21 protein-coding genes are annotated in these 21,796 nt (G+C 36.1%); 2 read left to right on the top strand and 19 right to left on the bottom strand.

The window, feature by feature from the left end; genetic code table 11:
* Positions 1-68: 68 nt before the first annotated feature.
* From cshA to ACU8YW_RS01285, 13 genes are all read right to left on the bottom strand, one after another.
* Positions 69-1,655 carry a degradosome RNA helicase CshA gene (cshA, locus tag ACU8YW_RS01345; RefSeq protein ID WP_000206596.1) on the bottom strand — a complete coding sequence of 529 codons (1,587 nt, stop codon included), beginning with the start codon at positions 1,653-1,655 and terminating at the stop codon, positions 69-71.
* Between the two features lie 305 nt (positions 1,656-1,960).
* On the bottom strand, positions 1,961-3,337 hold the full coding sequence (murF, locus tag ACU8YW_RS01340; RefSeq protein WP_088121136.1) for a UDP-N-acetylmuramoyl-tripeptide--D-alanyl-D-alanine ligase: 1,377 nt from the start codon (positions 3,335-3,337) through the stop codon (positions 1,961-1,963).
* A gap of 60 nt (positions 3,338-3,397) precedes the next feature.
* Positions 3,398-4,483 (bottom strand): D-alanine--D-alanine ligase, encoded by a 1,086-nt coding sequence (locus ACU8YW_RS01335; RefSeq protein ID WP_088121135.1) that lies wholly within the window; start codon positions 4,481-4,483, stop codon positions 3,398-3,400.
* 369 nt (positions 4,484-4,852) lie between these two features.
* Entirely contained in the window at positions 4,853-6,124 is a 1,272-nt protein-coding gene (locus ACU8YW_RS01330) for an MDR family MFS transporter (RefSeq protein WP_048542888.1), read from the bottom strand.
* Between the two features lie 108 nt (positions 6,125-6,232).
* On the bottom strand, positions 6,233-7,648 hold the full coding sequence (gene bcaP / locus ACU8YW_RS01325; protein ID WP_000809356.1) for a branched-chain amino acid transporter BcaP: 1,416 nt from the start codon (positions 7,646-7,648) through the stop codon (positions 6,233-6,235).
* A 231-nt stretch (positions 7,649-7,879) separates the two neighbouring features.
* Positions 7,880-9,052: a homogentisate 1,2-dioxygenase gene (locus ACU8YW_RS01320; protein WP_097891748.1), complete on the bottom strand. Its 1,173-nt coding sequence runs from the start codon at positions 9,050-9,052 to the stop codon at positions 7,880-7,882.
* Entirely contained in the window at positions 9,018-9,974 is a 957-nt protein-coding gene (locus ACU8YW_RS01315; protein WP_000674024.1) for a fumarylacetoacetate hydrolase family protein, read from the bottom strand. The genes ACU8YW_RS01320 and ACU8YW_RS01315 overlap by 35 nt, the downstream gene beginning before the upstream one ends.
* 66 nt (positions 9,975-10,040) lie before the next feature.
* On the bottom strand, positions 10,041-11,159 hold the full coding sequence (gene hppD, locus ACU8YW_RS01310) for a 4-hydroxyphenylpyruvate dioxygenase (RefSeq protein ID WP_000810916.1): 1,119 nt from the start codon (positions 11,157-11,159) through the stop codon (positions 10,041-10,043).
* Between the two features lie 310 nt (positions 11,160-11,469).
* Positions 11,470-11,580 carry a DUF3948 family protein gene (locus ACU8YW_RS01305; RefSeq protein ID WP_001083700.1) on the bottom strand — a complete coding sequence of 37 codons (111 nt, stop codon included), beginning with the start codon at positions 11,578-11,580 and terminating at the stop codon, positions 11,470-11,472.
* Positions 11,581-11,622: 42 nt separating this feature from the next.
* Positions 11,623-11,739, bottom strand: a complete 117-nt coding sequence (locus tag ACU8YW_RS01300) for a DUF3948 family protein (RefSeq protein ID WP_000654250.1) — start codon at positions 11,737-11,739, stop codon at positions 11,623-11,625.
* A gap of 35 nt (positions 11,740-11,774) precedes the next feature.
* Entirely contained in the window at positions 11,775-11,882 is a 108-nt protein-coding gene (locus tag ACU8YW_RS01295) for a DUF3948 family protein (RefSeq protein ID WP_000664237.1), read from the bottom strand.
* Positions 11,883-11,923: 41 nt separating this feature from the next.
* Positions 11,924-12,031 carry a DUF3948 family protein gene (locus ACU8YW_RS01290; RefSeq protein ID WP_000664237.1) on the bottom strand — a complete coding sequence of 36 codons (108 nt, stop codon included), beginning with the start codon at positions 12,029-12,031 and terminating at the stop codon, positions 11,924-11,926.
* A 41-nt stretch (positions 12,032-12,072) separates the two neighbouring features.
* Positions 12,073-12,180 (bottom strand): DUF3948 family protein, encoded by a 108-nt coding sequence (locus ACU8YW_RS01285; protein ID WP_000664237.1) that lies wholly within the window; start codon positions 12,178-12,180, stop codon positions 12,073-12,075.
* Between the two features lie 450 nt (positions 12,181-12,630).
* Between ACU8YW_RS01285 and ACU8YW_RS01280 the strand changes: the two genes are divergently transcribed.
* On the top strand, positions 12,631-13,503 hold the full coding sequence (locus tag ACU8YW_RS01280; RefSeq protein WP_088061735.1) for a Cof-type HAD-IIB family hydrolase: 873 nt from the start codon (positions 12,631-12,633) through the stop codon (positions 13,501-13,503).
* A 37-nt stretch (positions 13,504-13,540) separates the two neighbouring features.
* Here the strand turns inward: ACU8YW_RS01280 and ACU8YW_RS01275 are convergent, their stop codons facing one another.
* The 6 genes from ACU8YW_RS01275 to ACU8YW_RS01250 all read right to left on the bottom strand — a co-directional run bounded on the left by ACU8YW_RS01275 (position 13,541) and on the right by ACU8YW_RS01250 (position 21,155).
* Positions 13,541-14,506 (bottom strand): ABC transporter ATP-binding protein, encoded by a 966-nt coding sequence (locus ACU8YW_RS01275; RefSeq protein WP_098134925.1) that lies wholly within the window; start codon positions 14,504-14,506, stop codon positions 13,541-13,543.
* Positions 14,503-15,483: an ABC transporter ATP-binding protein gene (locus ACU8YW_RS01270; protein WP_000030797.1), complete on the bottom strand. Its 981-nt coding sequence runs from the start codon at positions 15,481-15,483 to the stop codon at positions 14,503-14,505. The genes ACU8YW_RS01275 and ACU8YW_RS01270 overlap by 4 nt, the downstream gene beginning before the upstream one ends.
* 10 nt (positions 15,484-15,493) lie before the next feature.
* Positions 15,494-16,417, bottom strand: a complete 924-nt coding sequence (opp4C, locus tag ACU8YW_RS01265; RefSeq protein ID WP_000447957.1) for an oligopeptide ABC transporter permease — start codon at positions 16,415-16,417, stop codon at positions 15,494-15,496.
* Between the two features lie 12 nt (positions 16,418-16,429).
* Entirely contained in the window at positions 16,430-17,386 is a 957-nt protein-coding gene (locus tag ACU8YW_RS01260) for an ABC transporter permease (RefSeq protein WP_000860732.1), read from the bottom strand.
* Between the two features lie 108 nt (positions 17,387-17,494).
* Entirely contained in the window at positions 17,495-19,222 is a 1,728-nt protein-coding gene (locus tag ACU8YW_RS01255; RefSeq protein WP_141542687.1) for an ABC transporter substrate-binding protein, read from the bottom strand.
* Between the two features lie 232 nt (positions 19,223-19,454).
* Positions 19,455-21,155, bottom strand: coding sequence for an ABC transporter substrate-binding protein (locus tag ACU8YW_RS01250; RefSeq protein ID WP_098079948.1), 1,701 nt, complete (start codon positions 21,153-21,155; stop codon positions 19,455-19,457).
* A 237-nt stretch (positions 21,156-21,392) separates the two neighbouring features.
* On the opposite strand from ACU8YW_RS01250, the gene ACU8YW_RS01245 reads away from it, so the two are divergent.
* On the top strand, positions 21,393-21,590 hold the full coding sequence (locus ACU8YW_RS01245) for a hypothetical protein (RefSeq protein ID WP_141542688.1): 198 nt from the start codon (positions 21,393-21,395) through the stop codon (positions 21,588-21,590).
* Positions 21,591-21,796 lie beyond the last annotated feature (206 nt).

Here is a 21,796-nt window from a genome sequence, read left to right as displayed (position 1 = left end):
TATTATGTAGTATGTACAATTACAGAAATAAAAAAAGAGAATGCCAGCAAAGGGCATTCTCTTTTTTATTAAGCTTGTGGACGGCTATGATGTTTTCTTTCGCCACGTCCATTTGAAGATCCAGGGCGACCTTGACCTTCACCTTTACGACCACGGCTACCACCATCACGATTGCGATCACGGTTACGGCCATCGCCACCACGGCTACCACCATCACGATTGCGATCGCGGTTACGACCATCGCCACCGCCGCGTCCGTCACGACTACGATTACGGTTACCATCACGGTATCCGCCTCCGTTACCGCCGCGTTTTTTAGAACCGCCACCTCTTGAAACAACTGGTGGTTCTGACGTTAAAGCGATTGGAGTTGTATCTGGCTCTTTTGTCATCATTTTTAAAGCAGCAGCTACTACTGTTACAGAATCATTCTCTTCTAACATTTCTTCTGCAATACGCTTGTAGTATGATAAATTATCATTTTCAATTGTGCTTTGAAGTTTTTCAGCGATTAAACGTTGTTGACCTTCTAATGCCTCGTCAAGTGTCGGTGCTTCCATACGATCAACTTTACGTTTTGTAGTGCGCTCGATATTTTTTAATTGTCCTGATTCACGTGGTGTTACAAATAACATTGCAATACCTTTTTTACCTGCACGGCCAGTACGACCGATACGGTGAACGTATGATTCTGGATCTTGTGGGATATCGAAGTTATATACATGTGTTACGCCTGAAATATCAAGACCACGTGCAGCAACGTCTGTTGCAACAAGAACTTCAATAGCACCTTCTTTAAATTTACGTAATACAGACATACGCTTCGCTTGTGTTAAGTCACCGTGAATACCTTCTGCTGCATAACCACGTAAGTTTAATGCTTCTGATAATTCATCAACACGACGCTTTGTACGACCGAATACGATTGCAAGCTCTGGAGATTGAATATCTAATAAGCGTGTTAACACGTCAAACTTTTTCTTTTCTTGCACTTCTAAATAGAACTGCTGAATGTTTGGCATTGTTACTTCTTTTGCTTTTACTTTAATGTGTTGAGGCTCAGTCATGAAACGCTCAGCAATACGACGGATTGGATCTGGCATTGTCGCTGAGAATAATAATGTTTGATGTGTATCTGGCACATCTGTTAAAATCGCTTCAATATCTTCAATGAAGCCCATGTTTAACATTTCATCCGCTTCGTCAAGAACAACTGTCTCTACGTTTTGTAAGCGAAGTGTTTTACGGTTAATATGATCTAAAATACGACCCGGCGTACCAACAATAATGTGTGGGTGTTTTTTTAGAGCACGAATTTGGCGGTTAATATCTTGACCACCATAGATTGGTAAAATACGAACGCGTTTATGTTTACCAATTTTGTACAGCTCTTCTCCAACTTGAATTGCTAATTCACGCGTTGGCGCGATAACAATACCTTGAACTGCTTCTTTATTTGTATCCACTTTATCTAATAGTGGTAATCCGAATGCTGCTGTTTTCCCTGTACCTGTTTGCGCTTGCCCAATAATATCCTTACCTTGCAATGCATGTGGAATTGTTTCAGCTTGAATCGGCGTAGCCTCTTCAAAGCCCATACTTTCAACAGATTGTAGTAAAGACTCACTTAATCCTAATTCTCGAAATGTTGTCAATGTTACTTCTCCTTTTCTATCCTATACTTATCATTTAAAAAAAGGCGTTTTCCGAATTTGCGGAAAAGCCCTTTTCCTGAATGCTCACGTATATAAACGGGCGTATATTCTTCGCGAAAATACTTCTAAACGTTATTACACTTTATCAATTATAAGTTTTGTATGTGCAAAAAGCAAACCCAACTGTTACCTTATTTTCATATTCAGAGTTTTTTTCTTCACTTTTATTTTTTTATATTTACTGTAAGCGCTTATTATAAGTTTCTTCTATTTTCGCATCTATCATCCCTATTTATATACACCAATTATTTCAACATCGTAATTACTTCTTCCAATTTCATGCCGCGAGATGCTTTTATTAATACAACATCTTTCACATCAACTACTGCTTGTAACTCTTTTACTAGCTCCTCTTTATTATCATACGCTTTTACACGCTCAATAGGGAAATTAATTTTCGCTCCTTCAGCAATTTGAGCCCCTAATTTACCATATGTGAACACATATGAGATTTTTGCTGGATCGATTAATTTACCTACCTCATAATGGAATTGTACTTCTTGATCACCAAGTTCTAGCATATCACCAAGTACAACAATTTTTTTAGCAAATCCATCTAAACCATTCATTAGGTGGAACGCTGCTTCCATAGCCGTTGGACTTGCATTATAAGCATCATTGATAATTGTTAAACCACTATTTGTTTTTACAATTTCCATACGCATGCCTGTCATTTGAAGTGTTACTAAACCTTCTTTCATCTCTTCCCACGTTACACCAAAATATTTCGCAATTGCCATTGAAGCAAGCGTATTGTACACGTTGTGTTTTCCTAATACTGGTAAGTAGAATGAAATATTTTCTTCTCTATTCATTTTAAAATGTGTCCCAGTTGCCTGTAATGTTACAGTCGTTGGATAGTAATCATTTGCTCTAGCATCACCAAACGTAACTGTTTCAGCTATTAAATTCATTTCAGGAACACGATTTGTTAATAATGGCTCATCTCCGTTATATACGAATACTCCACCTTCTTGTAATCCTGTCACAATTTCTAATTTCGCTTCAGCAATTGCTTCACGAGAGCCTAAGTCCATTAAATGTGCCTCACCAATGTTCGTAATGATAGCTGCATTTGGACGTGCTAACTTAGATAAGAATTCAATTTCCCCTCGGCTGGACATACCCATCTCTAATACAGCTACTTCTGTATTTTCTTCTAAGTTTAAAATAGTAAGAGGTAACCCAATATGGTTATTAAAGTTTCCTTCTGTTTTTTGAACTTTGAATTTAGTCGCAAGAAGACTTGTTACAATATCTTTTGTAGATGTTTTACCGTTACTCCCTGTCACACCAATAACTTTCACATCCAATTGATTGCGATAGTTTTTCGCTAACATTTGTAATGCTGATAACGTGTCTTCCACAAAAATAACGGGAAGATTCTCAGGTGGATTTGCTACATCTTTCATCCATAATGTCGCCACAGCTCCATTTTCAACGGCTTTATCTACAAAAGCATGTCCATCGAAACGTTCACCTTGAATCGGAACATATAAGTTTCCATTTTCAATTTTTCTCGTATCAATAGAGACTCCTTGTATAGTAATTCCCTCATATTGCTCTGCTAATCCCGTACCATTTACCATCTGTTCTACTTGTTTTAACGTTCGATTTATCATGAGAACACTCCTTACATAGAGGAAGCACTATTCCTGCGAATAGTGCTTCCTCCTTTTTTGTTAGATTGTATATTTAATTTTTTGTTTTTCTTCGTGACGCTCAATCGCTAAACGAATTAGCTCTTCAATTAATTCCGGATACGGTAATCCAGTATGTTGCCATAGTAGAGGGAACATACTAAACGGCGTAAACCCTGGCATCGTATTCACTTCGTTAATATATACTTCTCCGTCTTTCGTTAAGAAGAAATCAGCTCTTGTTAAGCCAGCACTATCTAAAGATTGGAATGCAATAATCGCATCTCGCTTAATGACATTAGACTCTTCTTCTGTCATTTCAGCCGGAATGATTAATGCTGTATCACCATCGATATATTTCGACTTATAATCATAGAAGTCCTTTTTCGGTACGATTTCACCTACAACTGAACATTTCGGTTCATCATTACCTAATACACCAACTTCTACTTCACGTCCAACTATATTTTCTTCTACAATAATTTTGCGGTCAAATTGGAATGCCTCTTCAAATGCATTCTCAAGCTCTTCACGATTTTTACACTTATTAATACCAACACTTGAACCAAGGTTTGCTGGTTTTACGAAGCAAGGATATCCTAAAACTTCTTCTACTTTTTCATATGCTGTTTCACGATCTTTTTCCCATGCACTACGAATAAACGATGCATACTTCGCTTGTTTCAATCCAGCTTCTGCGAAGATGTTTTTCATAACAACTTTATCCATACCAGCAGCAGATGCTAGAACACCATTTCCTACATAAGGAATGTTCATTAATTCTAATAATCCTTGAACCGTTCCATCTTCACCATTTGGTCCATGTAATAATGGGAAAATAACGTCGATAGCGTTTTCCTCAGAAGCTGCAGATGGAATGATTTCTGTGCTTAATGATAACGGAGAAATCGCATTTTCTGCGCCGCTCATTTTTAGAACTTCAACATCTGTTACTTCACCTTCAATACGCTCACCGCGCACCCATTGACCTTGTTCTGTAATATAAATTGGATGAATCTCGAATTTATCTTGATTTAATGCTTTAATAGCAGCAAGAGCCGTTTGTAGCGAAACTTGATGCTCAGCTGATTTTCCACCATATAATAAACCTAATTTAATTTTTGTCACTGAAATCACCCTAACCAATTGTTTTCATTTTTCTATTTTAGCACTTTTTATAAAAATAGGTAGTTCCTATTTGAAATAAAATGTAACTTCCACAAATAATTAAATGACACCACTTATTGGTTTTCTATACTTTTTCTACTTAACTTTCTTCATAAATATACAAAATTAAATTCTAAAATACAGTGAAACTTTAATTAACGAGGGGCCATCCCCACTAATTATCAGCCCGCACCAATCGGACAGTTATCTCCCGCCGAATTTTGAGGTGGAAGTCTTACTGCCCATAAATAGCGGGATAAAATTGTAATCCAATCTAGTTATGTACCTAAAATATGTAGAAATCCCCTTTTTGTGTATGTCATCTACTCATTAAGAAGACTGTTTGGTCAGTGTGCCTTTTTGCCTTTGCTCAACGAGACGATCTAAAGAAACATATACAATACCTGCAACTACACATCCTACAGCTAAAATTGTAAATAGAAAGTGGCCAAGTAATCGATCCAATAAAAAACCGCCAAGAAGTGGACCGAATGCGCCTCCTGTAATCCACTGCAAACTGGCAGCTCCCATATAAGTCCCTCTCAAGTGCTCAGGGGCCAAATTCGCTACAAACGTCATCTGTACAGGCGACATAATCATCTCACCTAACGTATATATGGCATAAACGAACAGCAACGTTATTAAAATAATCGTAGCATTTGCATCAAATTCTCCAAACCACTTCGGTAACCATCCTATAAAGAACAAACCAACACCGAACAAACATGCACCATATAACATCGTCTTTCCGACAGGTTTATCTGTGGCCCATTTTGAAATTTGAAATTGGAACAACACAACTAATAGTCCATTTAAAGCCATTAAATATGGATATGGATTGTTAGTTCCAAAAATGCCTTTCATTTCATTATCAAAGTGCAGCGGCAACATGCCCTCTGTTTGAGAAAATCCCATCGAAATAATGATACCTGCTAACAAATAAATCATTAGTGCCTTATCTCTCATTACAATTTTCCAAACCGCCTCTGATTCCTTTTCTTTATTTTCTTCTTTAGTCGCACTCTTTGGCATTGTCTCTTGAATAAGAATGAATACAAGTAATGCATAAAATAACATCGTAGACGAGGCAATAATAAACACAAGGTTCTTCGACAACATAACTACTGAAGCACCCATTATCGGGCCAATTGCAGCACCTATATTGTGCCCCATTCGTAATAAACCATATGCTTCTGTTCTTTTTTCAGGTGCTGTTACATCCGCAACCATTGCTGATGCAGCGGGATGGAATAATGAATTACTGAGCCCTAAAAAAATAGATAAAATAGCATAAGGAATAAATCCTTCTATAAATAAAAAACCTAGCATGAACAAAGCATTACTCACCATTGAAAAAATCATTATTGGCTTTCTTCCATATATATCAGCAATCCTCCCACCAAGAAGAGAACCGAAACTTGCGGCAATCGGAGAAAGTGCCATAATAACCCCTACTTCCAATAACGAATCCACCTTATCTTTTAAATATAGGGCAAAAAAAGGCATCAACATCATCATTGCAATTCCATTTAACGTTTCGCCAATAAACCGAATCCATATGTTTCGGTCCATCTCCCTTAACTCACGCCACGTATTTTTCATACATTCCCCCCTCAGTTCCCCAACAATTATATTATATACACAATCAGAAAAATGTAAATTTTCAGAATAAAAAATCCATCCTAACAGAATTAGAATGGATTTTTCAACTTATAAATTCGCTGCATCTTCTTCGTCTTTACTATTATTTAAAGCACTATGTTTTCGGCTATATAAGAAGTAAACTGCAATACCGATAACCATCCATACCCCAAAACTAATCCAAGCAGTTCCGGATAACTGAAGCATTAAATATAAACAAAAAATCACCGTTAATGCTGGTAAAAATGGTACAAGTGGTGCCTTAAATGCTCTTGGTAAATCCGGATGAGTTCTTCTCATTACAATAACAGCAACAGCTACAAGTGCAAAGGCTGATAAAGTCCCCATATTTACAAGATGCGCTAACACATTTAAATCTATTAATCCTGAAATAAGTGCTGCAATAATTCCTGTTGTCCATGTATTTAAAAATGGTGTTTTAAATTTTGGATGGACTTTAGCAAGGCGCTTCGGCAATAATCCATCTCTACTCATTGCATACGAAACACGTACTTGCCCATACATCATAACTAACATTACTGTTGTGATTCCTGTAATTGCTCCTACTGAAATTACTCCCGCTAAACTATCTTGTCCAATAAATTGAAGTGCAAAAGCAACTGGATCTGATATATTTAACTGTCCGTATGGAACAATTCCTGTCAAAATAAGTGAAACAACAATATAAAGAACCGTACAAATTAATAAAGATGCAATAATGCCAATTGGTAAATCACGTTGTGGACGTTTCACTTCTTCTGCTGCCGTTGAAACTGCATCAAACCCTATGAATGCAAAAAACACTGTAGCAGCTCCAGCCATTACACCATCTAAGCCAAACGGCATAAAAGGTGTCCAATTTTCAGGTTTTACATAATTAAAACCAGCAAAGATAAATATGAGAACAACCGCTAATTTAATAAACACCATAATGTTATTTATTCGTGCACTTTCACGAACACCTCTAGATAAAAGAACTGTCATTACTAAAATAATTAGAACCGCAGGCAAATCAATTATTCCACCCTTTCCTGTACCAGGGGCCGAGGAGAGAATGGTAGGAATATGGATCCCAAATCCCTTTAATAAAGATTGAAAATAAGCGGACCAACCGTTTGCTACAGCAGATGTAGCGAGTAAATACTCAAGCATTAAGTCCCATCCAATTAAAAATGCGAATACCTCTCCCATCGTCGCATATGTGTACGTATACACACTGCCTGAGACAGGAACTGAAGAAGCGAATTCAGCATAACAAAATGCAGCAAAGGCACAGGCTAACGCGGCTATCGCAAATGATAATATAATAGCTGGCCCAGAATGTTTTGCTGCTACCACGCCCGTTAGAACAAAAATACCTGTTCCAACAATTGCCCCGATTCCAAGCATAGTTAAATCCAATGCACCCAATGTTCTTGCTAACGTCTTTTGCTTACTCTCTTGCATTAGCTTTGCAATAGGCTTCTTTTGAAAAATTTGCTTCATAGCATGCTCCTCCAAGTTTTAAATTTTCTGAAAATTTTTAATTCGCTTTTTTATTTTACTCATTGCACTTTCCCCAGTCAATACTTTTGTCGAAATAAGTAGAAATCTTTCGGAACATACAATATCCTTATCGTTGTTTCTATATATCTTTCCGTAATTTTTTTTGGTATTATTATACATGTCGATTCCACAAAAGAGGCATGCTCACTTATTGAGCATGCCTCTTTTTACCTATTTCACAGTATGTGAACCTTCTTCAATCCAGCTATACATATATTTTTCATCTTCTGTTTCATGTGCTTGCTTTACAATACGAAGCGGACGGAACGTGTCTATCATAACAGCTAGTTCAAGTGTTTCTTTCTTCCCTATACTTCCCTCTGTTTTCCCAGGATGCGGCCCATGAGGAATTCCGCTCGGATGAAGTGTAATAGAACCTTCTTCCACACCTTTCCGGCTCATAAAGTTTCCTTCTACATAGTACAGTACTTCATCACTATTCACGTTACTATGATAATATGGTGCCGGAATAGATTCTGGATGATAGTCGTATAAACGTGGTACAAAAGAACAAATAACGAAATTGTGACCTTCGAACGTTTGATGTACTGGAGGTGGCTGATGAATACGACCTGTGATTGGTTCAAAGTCCTCTACATTAAAGACCCACGGATATAAATAGCCATCCCAACCAACAACATCTAACGGATGGTGCCCTAAAACATGTTTATGCATATAGCCTCGCGACTTTGTCATTACGACAAACTCACCTTTTTGATCATACGTCTCTAATTTTTCAGGACCACGAATATCTCTCTCACAAAACGGACTATGCTCTAACAATTGTCCATATTCATTCCGATAACGACGCGGCGTTGTGATTTGACTATTTGCCTCTACAACAAGAAACTTAGTCTCTCCCTCATCTGGAATAACACGATAAATCGTTCCAATTGGGATTGTTACATAATCACCTTTTTGATAGTGAATCGTTCCAAACATCGTTTCAATTTTCCCTGTTCCGTAATGAACAAATAACATTTCATCACCATCACCATTACGGTAGAAATAGTCCATTTTTTCTGTTGGAGCCACTACTCCAATTAATAAATCCTCATTCCCAAGCATAAAATTCCTTCCGCTTACTGCATCGCCAGTTTTTTTATTTTCTTTCGTGCGAAAATGACGATGAGCAAGAGCTACATCTTCTTCATACTGCAACTGACAAGAATGAGATAATGCCGCATGACCTACTTCCGTTGGCATATAATGATGGTACAAAATAGATTGCGTACCAGAAAAACCTTTTGTTCCCATTACCTGTTCGCGATAAAGCGACCCATCTTTTTTACGGAATTGTACATGTCGTTTATGAGGTAGCTCCCCCATGTGACGATAAAACATGCCCATCACCTGCTTCCATTTCTTTTTTGACCGTATTACGTAACGTACCTAAACCAGTAATCGTAAGTTCTACAACATCCCCATCTTGCAGCCACTCTTCCGTACCCAGTTCTAAAACACAACCTGTTCCTACTGTCCCAGAACCAATCACATCGCCTGGATATAACGTAACGTCTTCCGAAGCACGTTCAATCATTTCAGCAAATGTATAGTAAATATCTTGGAAGTTCCCCTTTGATAATAGCTTTCCATTTACATGAGCAGTCATCTCTAACTCATAACGGTCACCGTTACGATAAACATCCAATTCCTCTTTCGTAACAAGGTGCGCTCCTAATGAAGTTGCAAAATCTTTTCCTTTTGCTGGACCAAGTCCTACCTTCATTTCTGTTGCTTGTAAGTCCCTTGCACTCCAGTCGTTCATAATACAATAACCAAAAATGTATTCCTCTGCTTGCTCACGAGAAATATTTCTTCCTTCTTTCCCAATTACGCAAGCGATCTCTAACTCATAATCAAGCTTTTTAGATTTCTTCGGACCAATTACAAAATCATCTGGACCAATTACAGCACGATGGTTCGTAAAATAAAAAACCGGGATATCGTACCATTCAGGTACAACCTCTAGCCCTCTCCGGCCGCGGGCCGTTTTTACATGCTGTTCAAACGCGTAAAAATCCCGAATACTACTCGGATTAGGAATTGCCGCCGCTAATTGCACTTCCTCTAAGGAATATATACCCTTTTCCGGATTCTCCATATTACGCAATACTTCTACATACTCATCCGCTTTCTCTAAAAAGGCGAACATAGAAGAAGGTAATTTTCCATCACTAGCAAGATTCATATCAATTACTTTGTCACCTTCAAGCCATCCAGCTCGCATTTCTTTCGAAGGAAGACGAAATGTAACAAATTTCATCATGATTCCTCCCTATGAAAATGAAATTTCCACCAGCAAAGAGACTTTTGCTGGTGGATACAAATCTTATAAGTTTCCGCGACGTTCCTGTTCTCTTTCAATTGATTCAAATAATGCTTTAAAGTTCCCTTCTCCAAATCCGCGAGAACCTTTACGTTGAATAATTTCAATAAATAAAGTTGGACGATCTACAATTGGTTTCGTAAAGATTTGTAGTAAGTATCCTTCCTCATCGCGATCTACTAAAATCTTTAATTCTTTTAACCTATCAATTTCTTCATCAATTTTCCCAACTCGCGCACTTAACTCATCATAATAAGTATCAGGTGTATCTAAAAACTCCACGCCATTTTCACGAAGTGCTTCCACTGTTTTAACGATATCGCTTGTTAATAAAGCAAGATGTTGTACACCTGCTCCATTATAGAATTCTAGATATTCTTGAATTTGCGATTTTCTCTTTCCATCTGCTGGCTCGTTAATAGGGAACTTAATACGACTTCCATTTGTCATAACTTTCGACATTAATGCTGAATACTCTGTACTAATATCGTCATCATCAAAATGAATCATTTGTTTAAAGCCCATAACATTCTCATAATAGCTAACCCATTCTTCCATTTTCTCAACATTACCAACTACGTGATCTACAGCAATTAAACCTGACTCTTCAAATGGAATATTAAACTCCACTTGTTGGAATCCTGGCATAAATGTTCCTTTATAATTTTTACGCTCTACAAGCGTGTGAATTGTATCACCATACGTACCAATAACTGCTTTTTTCAGTGTACCGTTCTCGTCTGTTAATTCCACAGGTGGAGCAATTGCAACGGCACCACGTTTTACAGCTTCCGAATATGCTTTGTCAACATCGTCAACAAGTAAAGCAACATCTTTTACACCATCACCATGTGTCTTTACAAATTCTGCGATACGATTATCGCTACTTAAAGCTCCAGACACAACAAAACGCATATTTTTTTGCACAAGAACATAAGATACCTTTTCACGGTTACCAGTTTCTAATCCAGAGTAAGCCACAATTTTGAACCCGAATGCTCTCGCGAGGTAATAACTTGATTGCTTTGCATTTCCTACGTAAAATTCCAAATGATCTACATCACGTACCGGAAAAAAGTCCTCCATTTGTGCAGCTAGCGTATCCATAGATTTTTGTTTCATAAAATCCTCATCCCCCTGTAAATAGATTAAATGGTTCATACTTAAAACCAACCGAAAACGCTTCCAACATCAATTAATAGAAATTAGTTAGCAAGCTAACAAATTCTGACCTTTAAAATTTTCTATCTTTTCTGTCAAATTCCTCTTTTTTTCTTACATATAAAATTCGACTTTTTTCTCTTTACATGACGGAGGGAATATTCATACTTGAAGGTATATAGGAGAGGAAAACAAAAAAGACCCCAACATATTAACTACTTACTAATATGCTAGAGTCTTTATTTTTTTTGAATGATTGTATTTATATGTCTCATACTAATACATTTGCAAGGAATAAAATAAATGATGTTAATACTACCGCTCCACCTAATGATCCTAATAAATCTGTTTTTGTTACTTGTAACACTTGTTCACTGTTCATATTCCTCATTCTCCTTTCATTTTGTATGATTTAAAACTTCTATTATACTAATACACTTGATAGAAATACGATTAATGCCGTTAATACTACTGCTCCACTTGCTGATCCTACGAAATCACCTTTTGTTACTTGTAATACTTGCTCTTTCATATCTTTCATTCTCCCTTCTATTTTCTTTTGTTACAAAACTTCTATTATACTAATACGCTTGATAGAAATACGATTAATGCCGTTAATACTACCGCCCCACTTGCTGATCCTACGAAGTCACCTTTTGTTACTTGTAATACTTGCTCTTTCATTTTGCATTCTCCTCTCTTTTTCTTTTATTAGAAAACTTCTATTATACTAATACGCTTGATAGAAATACGATTAATGCCGTTAATACTACTGCTCCACTTGCTGATCCTACGAAGTCACCTTTTGTTACTTGTAATACTTGCTCTTTCATTTTGCATTCTCCTCTCTTTTTCTTTTATTACAAAACTTCTATTATACTAATACGCTTGATAGAAATACGATTAATGCTGTTAATACTACTGCTCCACTTGCTGATCCTACGAAGTCACCTTTTGTTACTTGTAATACTTGCTCTTTCATTTTATGTATCCTCCTTTTTAATAAGTTATCTATATGTAATTTCTAAGAAATGTTTATTTCATAGTTTTTATGTTAGCGTTACATTAAAGTTATTAACGTAACGTTTGTAACATTAATGTAACATAACTATTGTTACGTTGCAATATAATTACGTAAATTTTATTACACTTTTTTTACGTTTTTTATAAACACCCTTAAAAACCCTGTTTTAATGCACTTTCTACTAAGTTGACGTTTGTAATGTTATTGTAATATTACAGTCATATAACGAAACACCCTCATACCTACCTCTATTTTTGTTACAAATTAAAGTGCATATTCAAAGTAATAAGATGGCGCCTATCAACTTTTTACTGACGGTTCACGCAAGATAAAATACGATCTTTCCAAGATAAGTTTATATGTTTCCTCTATATAACTATGTATAATAAAAGCAAAGAGGTGGTCATTTTGAAATTAATCGCATTAGATATGGATGGTACGCTACTATCATCTAATCTTGAAATCTCCAAGGAGAACTTACAAGCTATCCAAACTGCAAAAGAGGATGGTCATATAGTCATGATTTGTTCTGGTCGTGCAAAAGAGGATGCTTTAAAATTATTGGAAGAATATAAACTATCTCTTCCAGTTGGAGCGAGCAATGGGGCAATTGTTTATGTGGATGGAAAAGTAATTAACTCGCGTTGTTTACAAAACGATAAAGTATACAAGCTTGCAAAATTACTAGAATCTGAAGGTTTTCCTTATAAGCTATATACGAATAAAGGAGTTTATTCTCCATATACATGGCAAGATCAAGTCATGCAAGCGTTCGAAGAAAACAAGCATGCACTAGATGTTACACTTGAAGAACTTGAAAGAATTACAGAAAAACAAAAGAAATCAAACTTAATTACTGATTTCCAAAAAATCGAAGATGTTGTAAATAATCCAGAATTAGAAATATCTAAATTCTTCATTTTGACATTTAATGCAGCGCATCGTGCACAGCTATTAAGCATGTTACAAGAAGACACTGATATTTCAGTTACGGCATCAGCTCCTACTAATGTAGAAATTATGGATAAGCACGGTCATAAAGGGAACGGTCTACAAGAAATGGCTGCTTATTTCAATATACCAATTGAAGATACTATTGCGATCGGGGACAACTTTAATGATGTGCCAATGTTACAAGTAGCTGGCTTATCAGTTGCAATGGGAAATGCTGAAGAAGATGTAAAAAAACTATGTGATGTCGTAACATTAACAAATAATGAGCATGGTGTTGCTCACGCAATCGAGAAATTTGTATTGAAACAAACTTCATCTAGTAAATAAAAAAAGGACTCTTTCAATTTGAAAGGGTCCTTTTCTTTTATACATGATGACAAGCAACAAAATGCTCTTCACCAACATTACGGAATTCTGGTACCGTTTGTTTACAAATATCTGTTGCAAACGGGCAACGTGTATGAAAGCGACAACCCGAAGGTGGATTTGCTGGACTTGGAATATCACCCTCTAGTATAATCCGCTCTCGCTTCACTGTTGGATCTGGTATTGGCACAGCTGATAACAATGCTTTTGTATACGGATGCAGTGGGTTCGTAAATAACTCATCACGCGGCGCTGTTTCCACAATCGTTCCTAAATACATAATTCCAATTTTCGTACATAAGTGCTCTACTACGCTTAAATCATGTGAAATGAACAAATAAGATAGTCCCTTTTTCTCCTGTAACTCACTAAATAAATTAATGATCTGTGCTTGAATAGATACATCTAGTGCTGCCACAGGTTCGTCAGCTACTATAAATTCCGGATTTAATACCATAGCTCTTGCGATAACGATACGCTGACGTTGTCCACCAGAAAACTCATGAGGATACCGGTCAATATGATATGGGGCTAAGCCACATAACTCTAATACTTCTGTCACTTTTTCACGAACATTTTCTTTCGTCGCTAGTCCGTGAGCCAACATCGGCTCGCCAAGTGCTTCTCCAATTCTCATTCTCGGATTTAATGAGCTAAATGGATCTTGAAACACAAGCTGCATATTAGGACGATGTTTTCTCAATTCCTCTTTTGATAGAGAATGAACATCGTGTCCTTTAAACTTCACTTCTCCCTCCGTTTTTTGAACGAGACGTAAAATTGTTTTTCCTATCGTCGTTTTTCCGCTTCCTGATTCACCAACGAGACCGAACACTTCGCCTCTATTAATAGTAAAACTTACTCCATCAACTGCTTTCACATGTCCAATCGTTCTACTAAATATGCCGCCTTTAATTGGGAAATATGTTTTTAAGTTTTTTACTTCTAATAATGGTTCACTCATTGTCCCGCACGCTCCTCATATAACCAGCAAGCTACTTTATGATTCTCATCATGTACATTCAGATTTGGCGCTTCTTCTTTACATATTTCCATACAATGCTCACAACGACCGCTAAAGTAGCAAAATTCATCCAAACCAACTAAATTAGGAACCTGCCCTGGAATAGAATATAATTTATCTATTCGTTTTCCCATCACTGGTTTTGATTTCAACAACCCTTTCGTATACGGGTGTTTCGGATTTTGGAATATTTCTAGTACTGGTGCCTCTTCAATAACTTTCCCGCCATACATAACGACAACGTAATCAGCCATCTCAGCTACAACGCCTAAATCATGTGTAATTAATAAAATGGATGTTTTAAATTCTTCTTTTACTTGTCTTAATAAGTCTAATATTTGAGCTTGAATCGTAACATCAAGAGCCGTTGTCGGTTCATCCGCAATTAATAACTTCGGATTACAACTAAGTGCAACAGCAATCATAATACGTTGTAACATGCCACCACTCAGTTCGTGCGGATAAGAATGGACGATTTCATCCGCACGAGCTATACCAACTTTACGAATTAACTCAATTGCCTTCTTATACGCTTCATTTTTGCTAAGTAATTCATGCTCTCTTAACGTCTCTACAATTTGTTCACCTACAGTGAAGACAGGATTTAGCGATGTCATCGGTTCTTGGAAAATCATCGCAATATCATTTCCTCGTAAACTACGAAGCTCTTTCTCTTTCATTCCTAAAAGACTTTTTCCTTCATATAAGATATCTCCACCTACTACACTGCCTGATTCAGCAATAAGTCCCATAATAGATAAAGCTGTTACACTTTTCCCGCAACCCGATTCGCCTACAACACAAACCGTTTCACCTTCTCGAACTGTAAAACTAACATGATTCACAGCCTTTACTGTTCCTTCTTCTGTCTGAAAGTGTGTTTGTAAGTCTTTCAGCTCTACTACCGCTTTACTCATACCTTCTCACCTACCGTCTCATCTTTGGATCTAACGCATCACGAAGTGCATCACCAAGTAAGTTAATTGATACAACTGTTATAAAGATTGCAAAACCAGGCGGAATCCATAACCACGGACGCTTTTGGAAATCAATTAATGAGTTAGCTGCGCTAATCATATTCCCCCATGATGGTGTAGGTGGGACGACGCCGAGACCTAAGTAGCTTAGTGCGGATTCACTCAAAATTGAACCTGCAACGCCCAAAGTTGCTACAACAATAAGCAACGGAAAGACGTTAGGAATTAAATGATGAATAATTTTCCGAGAATCCTTTAATCCTAATACATCTGCTGCTTGCATAAAGGCTTGCTCCCGCAATGTTAAAATTTGTCCTCTCACAAGCCGGGCAAGTCCTGGCCATCCTACTAAACTTAAAATAATCATTACAACATATAAACGGTATTCCGATGGTAATTTCCATTCTGATAAAATTGCTCCCATTATAATAAGTAGCGGTAATCCCGGAATGGACATTAACACATCCGCAACACGCATAATTAAATGATCTACAACCCCTCGATAAAAACCAGCAATTGCTCCTAATAAAGCTCCTAGTATAACGGATAATAGCATCGACGCTAAACCAATTGTTAATGAAATACGCCCTGCTTGCATAAGTCTAGTTAAAATATCCCGTCCCAATTGGTCTGTTCCAAGCCAATGTGACAGGCTGGGTGGTTTATTAATTTGTGTTACTTGTACTTTCCCATCAGCATACGGCGAAAAGATTGGACCGATAAAACTAAATAAAAACATAAATATTAAAACGTATAAGCCACACAGTGCCATCTTATTTTTCTTAATTTTTTTATAAGCTTGACGCCATGGTGATGATTCATTTCTCTTTTTTCGTTCTTTCTTTTTCTCTATTATTGGTGTAATAGTCTCCATATCTTTCCCCCCTTACTTCAATCGAATTCTTGGATCAACAAACGCATATACAATATCAGCTAAGAAATTAGCCATAATTGTTAAACAAGAAAGAAACATTGTAAAGGCCATTAATACCGTATAATCACGGAAGTTTAATGCTTCTAATTGAATACTCCCAATCCCTGGCCAATTAAAAATCTGTTCAATAATAATCGCTCCTGAAAATAAACCAGGTAATTCAAAAGCAAGTAATGTAATTGCTGGCAAAATTGCATTTTTCAATGCATGTTTATAAATAACGGTTCTTTCTTTTAAACCTTTTGCACGAGCAGTACGAATATAATCTTGCCTAACAACATCCAACATGCTAGTTCTAAAATATCGTGTTAATGATCCTACACCAAGAAGCGTTAAAATAAATACAGGTAGAATCATATGACGTAATACTTCTAATATGTATGCTATTCCTGTTGAGTTACTTCCAATATCAATCATGCCACCAATAGGTAATAACTTTAAATCAACTGCTAATAATTTAATTAAAAATAATCCGATAAAGAATGATGGAAATGACATTGCTGCAAAGACACCGATTGTTACCAATCTATCAAACCAAGAGTGCTGCTTTGTTGCAGAAATAACCCCAATAATAAGAGCAATAATCCAAGTGAAAAATAAAGCTGCAACAGCAACGATAAATGTATTCCAAATAAATTTATTAAGTAATGAAGTTACAGGTTCTTGATACTGTAGAGAAAATCCAAAATCACCATGCAAAGCATTCACTAACCATTGAAAATATCTTTCAATAATTGGTTTGTTTAAGCCATACAATTCCCTTAACTCTTGAGCTCTCTCTGGTGTTAACTTAGGATTTGAATCAATATAATCCCCCGGCAAAAGTGCAAATAAGAAAAAAATAATAATAGATGTACCAAACAATGTAGGGATCATTTGAAGGAACCTACGAACGATATATGTTTTCACCTTTTGTCTCCCCAATCCTATTTACTTAAAAATAGAAGAACATTTTTTCAAAACAGCTACTATCCCATCGCTGTATGAAAAAACGCCTTCTATTATTTAGGTCAACCCTTATTGTTCAATAGATAACACTGGTAAGTTGGAACTAATGCTATCGTACTTTTCTGGATCAATTCCTTTTATACGTGCATTATGAGCATAAAGTAGTTTACGATAGTTTAATAAAATAACTGGTGGATCATCACTTAACTCTTTATACAGTTCTTTATAAATTGCTTTACGTTTTTCAATATCTGTCGTCCCTATACCTTTTACAATCAAGTCATCTACTTTCGGGTTGTTATAACCCGTATCACTTTTTGGATTAGTTGATAAGTAATCACTTACAACTTCACTTGGATCACTAATTCCTGGTGTTGAAACTGCCGCTAAATCGTAGTCACCTTTTCCTACTTTTGAAAGCATCGTATTAAAGTCCATCAACTCTGGATTTAATTCAACACCGATTTCTTTGTAACTTTCTTTTGCAATTGGAATAAAGATATCATTTGTTTTACCTGTATTTGATGCGTAGTATGTTAATTTTAGTTTTTGACCATCTTTTTCACGAACCCCGTCAGAACCTACTTTCCAACCAGCCTCATCCAATAATTTTTTAGCCTTTTCTACGTCGTGTGGATATTTATTAATACCTTCTTCTGTATATGCCCATGAAACTGGCGCAATTGGTACGTTAGCAACAGATCCATATCCTTGTAAAGCTGTATCCACATACTTCTTACGGTCTAATCCATAAGTAAGTGCTTGACGTACCTTCTTATCTTTCAAATACGATTTCTTATTATTTACATAGATATAAGCAATATCACTTGATGACTCAAGATTAATATTTGCAAACTCTAATCCTTTTAATTGGTCTATATTCTCAGGATTTGCTCTAAATCCACTATAGTCCAGTTCACCTGTTTGGAATAATTGGAATCCAGTATCACCTGATGTGATTTTGTAAATAAAGTTTTTGATTTTTGGTTTACCTGCATAATAATTTTCATTAGCAACAAAGCGTACTTCTTGACCTGGAACATATTTTTCAAATTTATATGGACCCGCTGCAATTGGTTGCCCATATAATGCTTTTAAATAGTCTAAACTTGTATTTTGTTTATAATCTTTTCCATAATAAGCTTTTGATAGCACTGGGCCACCTAAATTAGTTAGCGCCTGTGAATTAACTTTTTCAGTTGTAATTTTAATTGTCTGTGGATCAACAACTTGAATTCCTTCAATAGAAGTTGCTTTTCCTTCTTTATATTCTTTTCCACCTTTAACAGCATACTGAGCAATATCCATTCCACCTTCATACGCTTTATCATGAAGTAGTGTTAATGTAAATGCTACGTCCTCCGCCGTTAAAGGCGAACCATCACTAAATTTTAGATTTTTACGTAAATGGAATGTATATGTTAACTGGTCAGCAGAAATATCCCATTTTTCTGCAAGATCCGGAATAGGTTTACTTTGTTTGTCTGTTGCTACTAGTGACGCAAAAATAACAGACGTTACATTTCCATCCCAACCATTCTCTTGGAAATATGGAAGGAAAACTCCCCCTGGTTTAGAAATGGCTGTAATAAAAGTATCTTTTCGCTGATTTGCTTTCTCTGGACTTTTCTTTTTATCTGTAGCTGGAATTGATTCAATCTTAGCGTCTTTTAAATCCTGCTTTTTTACCGGTTCTGTAGAAGCCGTATCTTCCTGTCCCCCACAAGCAGATAACACAAGCGAACTACTCAATAATACTGAAAACACACCAGCCCATTTTTTTGTCTTTTTCTTCATTGTCCCCACCCTAACTTTTTTAATAATTAAACCTTATGAATTGCTTGCCTTATGTATGCCTCCCACAGCAATATTTTATAGTCAATCGGAAAAGTCGGTTTTAATCGTAAAAAATAGATGTTTTTGAGGGGTAACAATCCTATTCCGACTTTTCCGGTAGACTTTATGGTTATTAGCTTATATCGTCAGTTATATTTTGTCAATTCTTTCTAAATAAATATTTTGAAAATTTTTATTCTATCTTTAATTTAGGTAAACTTAATAAAATACCGTTATAGTTATCTTCTTGTAATCCTTGAATTCGTGCATTATGTGCAGACACCACTTTGCTATTATTCAAGAAGATTACAGGCGGGTCTTCGCTTAATTCTTGATATAACTTTTTATAAATTTCTTTTCGCTTTTCAATATCCAACGTTTCTAATGCTTGCTTAGCTAATTCATCTACTTTCGGATTATAATATCCATCATAATTTCGTTTACTTGTTGAAACAAACTCTTCAATCGTTCCGCTCGGATCATCAATCATTGGCGTAGATACCATCGCTAAATCATAATCACCTTTTATCACTTTTGAAATCATCGTATTAAAGTCCATATATTCTGGGTTAAACTCTACACCCAACTTTTTATAATCTTCTTTCATCACAGGAATCATTACATCATTTATTTTACTTGCTGATGAGGCAAAATAACTTACTTTCAATTTTTGTCCATCTTTTTCACGAATTCCATCCGAACCCGCTTTCCATCCAGCCTCATCCAGTAATTTCTTCGCCTTCTCTAAATTATACTCATATTTATTAATGCCCTCTTCTGTATACGCCCATGAAACTGGCGTAATCGGTACATTAACGAGTGACGCATATCCTTGGAAATACGTATCAATAACCTTTTGACGCTCTAATCCGTAAATAAATGCTTGGCGGACACGTTTATCTTTAAAATATGGCTTCTTATAATTCATTTTAATGTAGCCATAAGAGCTTCCTGTATACACATTAATATTAGCAAAACCTAAATCTTTTAATTGCTCAATGGTCTCCACGTTTGTCGTAAAACCATCATAATCTACTTCTCCTGCTTGAAATTGTTGTAACTTCGTATCACCCTTTGTAATTTTATAAATAAAGTGCTCAATCTTCGGTTTTCCTTCAAAATAATTTTCATTTGCTACAAATCGAACCTCTTGACCAGGAATATATTTATCCAATTTATAAGCTCCTGCTCCCACCGGCTTTCCATATAACTCTTTTAAGTACTCCAAGTGTCCTTGTTTATACTCTCTCCCATAATAAGCTTTAGATATAACTTCTCCACCGATTAATGATAATGTTTGAGCATTTACCTTTTCAGTCGTAATCGTAATTGTTTTCGGATCAATGATTTGAATTCCTTCAATAGAGGTTGCCTTTCCTTCTTTATAAGCTTGCCCACCTTTTATTGCTGTTTGGCTTATATCAGTCGCACCACTATAAGTTGGATCATGTAATAACGTTAATGTAAATGCTACATCATCTACAGTTAACGGTGAACCATCACTAAACTTTAAATCATCTTTCAAATGGAATGTATATGTAAGCTGATCCTCCGAAATCTCCCACTTTTTCGCTAATATTGGAATTGGCTTTCCTTCCTTATCCAGCCCAACAAGGGGCGCGAAGATAGCTTGCGTTATGTTACCATCCCATCCATTCTCCATAAAGTGCGGAAGGAATATCCCTCCCGGACTCGGCATTCCAACTACAAAAGTATCTTTTCTTTCATTTACTTTTGTAGGACTTTTTGCTTTGTCACTCGCCTTAATAAATTCATCTTTTACTTTTGGTACGTTCCCGGCTTCATTTGTACTTGCTTCCTCATGACCACATCCGGCTAGTAATACTGACACACTAAGAAATGTAGCAAGTGCTCCTTTAAAAACATTTTTCATTGCACTCTCACCTTTACCTTCCTAATTTTTAAAGATGTAGGAACATAGGCCTCCTTTCTGTAACTATCTTTATTTTTCCTATAAAAATAGTATGAATTAATTTCAAGATTATTCCTTTCCTTTAAACATGTCAATCACTCTCTTTTATTTCTTATTAAAAAATTAAAAATTCACTTCTATTCGTTCCATATGAAACATAGACTACTAATAACCAATTACCAAAAAGGGGGCGAAAATATGGACAACCTATTCCAATACGTCCTGCACTACGTATTATTAACAATTATGGTAGTCGGGGCGCTATTACTATTCCCATTCTTCCCAAAGTTCGTCCTCTTTTTAGCTTTTTTTATTATGCTCGGGATCGCTATTATCATTTCAACAAGGGAAGATACGACACAAAAAGAAAACAGAGTTCAGCGTGTAAAGCTGTAACTCTGTTTTTTTATTTTCAATCCTGATTCGCTGTTACACATACTTATGTCTCGGGAAATAAGTAACCAATCAAAAAAAACTAATATCATCTATGTTTTACAATCTATGCAAATTACGGAACAAAGATGTATCAAATTTACTGTTTCACGTGAAACACAATTTTTATTTTTCTCTTAAAGTAAAATATCAGTATAAAAAAGCGAATC

It is taken from the genome of Bacillus pretiosus, from assembly GCF_052947655.1.
This window is presented reverse-complemented; position numbering and strand designations above follow the sequence as displayed.

What these genes read in the sequence shown, in the direction of transcription:
- murF (WP_088121136.1), bottom strand. Translation starts at nt 3,337, where the DNA reads ATGATAAATCGAACGTTAAAACAAGTAGAACAGATGGTAAATGGTACG.
- ACU8YW_RS01330 (WP_048542888.1), bottom strand. Translation starts at nt 6,124, where the DNA reads ATGAAAAATACGTGGCGTGAGTTAAGGGAGATGGACCGAAACATATGG.
- bcaP (WP_000809356.1), bottom strand. Translation starts at nt 7,648, where the DNA reads ATGAAGCAAATTTTTCAAAAGAAGCCTATTGCAAAGCTAATGCAAGAG.
- ACU8YW_RS01320 (WP_097891748.1), bottom strand. Translation starts at nt 9,052, where the DNA reads ATGTTTTATCGTCACATGGGGGAGCTACCTCATAAACGACATGTACAA.
- ACU8YW_RS01315 (WP_000674024.1), bottom strand. Translation starts at nt 9,974, where the DNA reads ATGAAATTTGTTACATTTCGTCTTCCTTCGAAAGAAATGCGAGCTGGA.
- hppD (WP_000810916.1), bottom strand. Translation starts at nt 11,159, where the DNA reads ATGAAACAAAAATCTATGGATACGCTAGCTGCACAAATGGAGGACTTT.
- ACU8YW_RS01305 (WP_001083700.1), bottom strand. Translation starts at nt 11,580, where the DNA reads ATGAACAGTGAACAAGTGTTACAAGTAACAAAAACAGATTTATTAGGA.
- ACU8YW_RS01300 (WP_000654250.1), bottom strand. Translation starts at nt 11,739, where the DNA reads ATGAAAGATATGAAAGAGCAAGTATTACAAGTAACAAAAGGTGATTTC.
- ACU8YW_RS01295 (WP_000664237.1), bottom strand. Translation starts at nt 11,882, where the DNA reads ATGAAAGAGCAAGTATTACAAGTAACAAAAGGTGACTTCGTAGGATCA.
- ACU8YW_RS01290 (WP_000664237.1), bottom strand. Translation starts at nt 12,031, where the DNA reads ATGAAAGAGCAAGTATTACAAGTAACAAAAGGTGACTTCGTAGGATCA.
- ACU8YW_RS01285 (WP_000664237.1), bottom strand. Translation starts at nt 12,180, where the DNA reads ATGAAAGAGCAAGTATTACAAGTAACAAAAGGTGACTTCGTAGGATCA.
- ACU8YW_RS01275 (WP_098134925.1), bottom strand. Translation starts at nt 14,506, where the DNA reads ATGAGTGAACCATTATTAGAAGTAAAAAACTTAAAAACATATTTCCCA.
- ACU8YW_RS01270 (WP_000030797.1), bottom strand. Translation starts at nt 15,483, where the DNA reads ATGAGTAAAGCGGTAGTAGAGCTGAAAGACTTACAAACACACTTTCAG.
- opp4C (WP_000447957.1), bottom strand. Translation starts at nt 16,417, where the DNA reads ATGGAGACTATTACACCAATAATAGAGAAAAAGAAAGAACGAAAAAAG.
- ACU8YW_RS01255 (WP_141542687.1), bottom strand. Translation starts at nt 19,222, where the DNA reads ATGAAGAAAAAGACAAAAAAATGGGCTGGTGTGTTTTCAGTATTATTG.
- ACU8YW_RS01250 (WP_098079948.1), bottom strand. Translation starts at nt 21,155, where the DNA reads ATGAAAAATGTTTTTAAAGGAGCACTTGCTACATTTCTTAGTGTGTCA.
- ACU8YW_RS01245 (WP_141542688.1), top strand. Translation starts at nt 21,393, where the DNA reads ATGGACAACCTATTCCAATACGTCCTGCACTACGTATTATTAACAATT.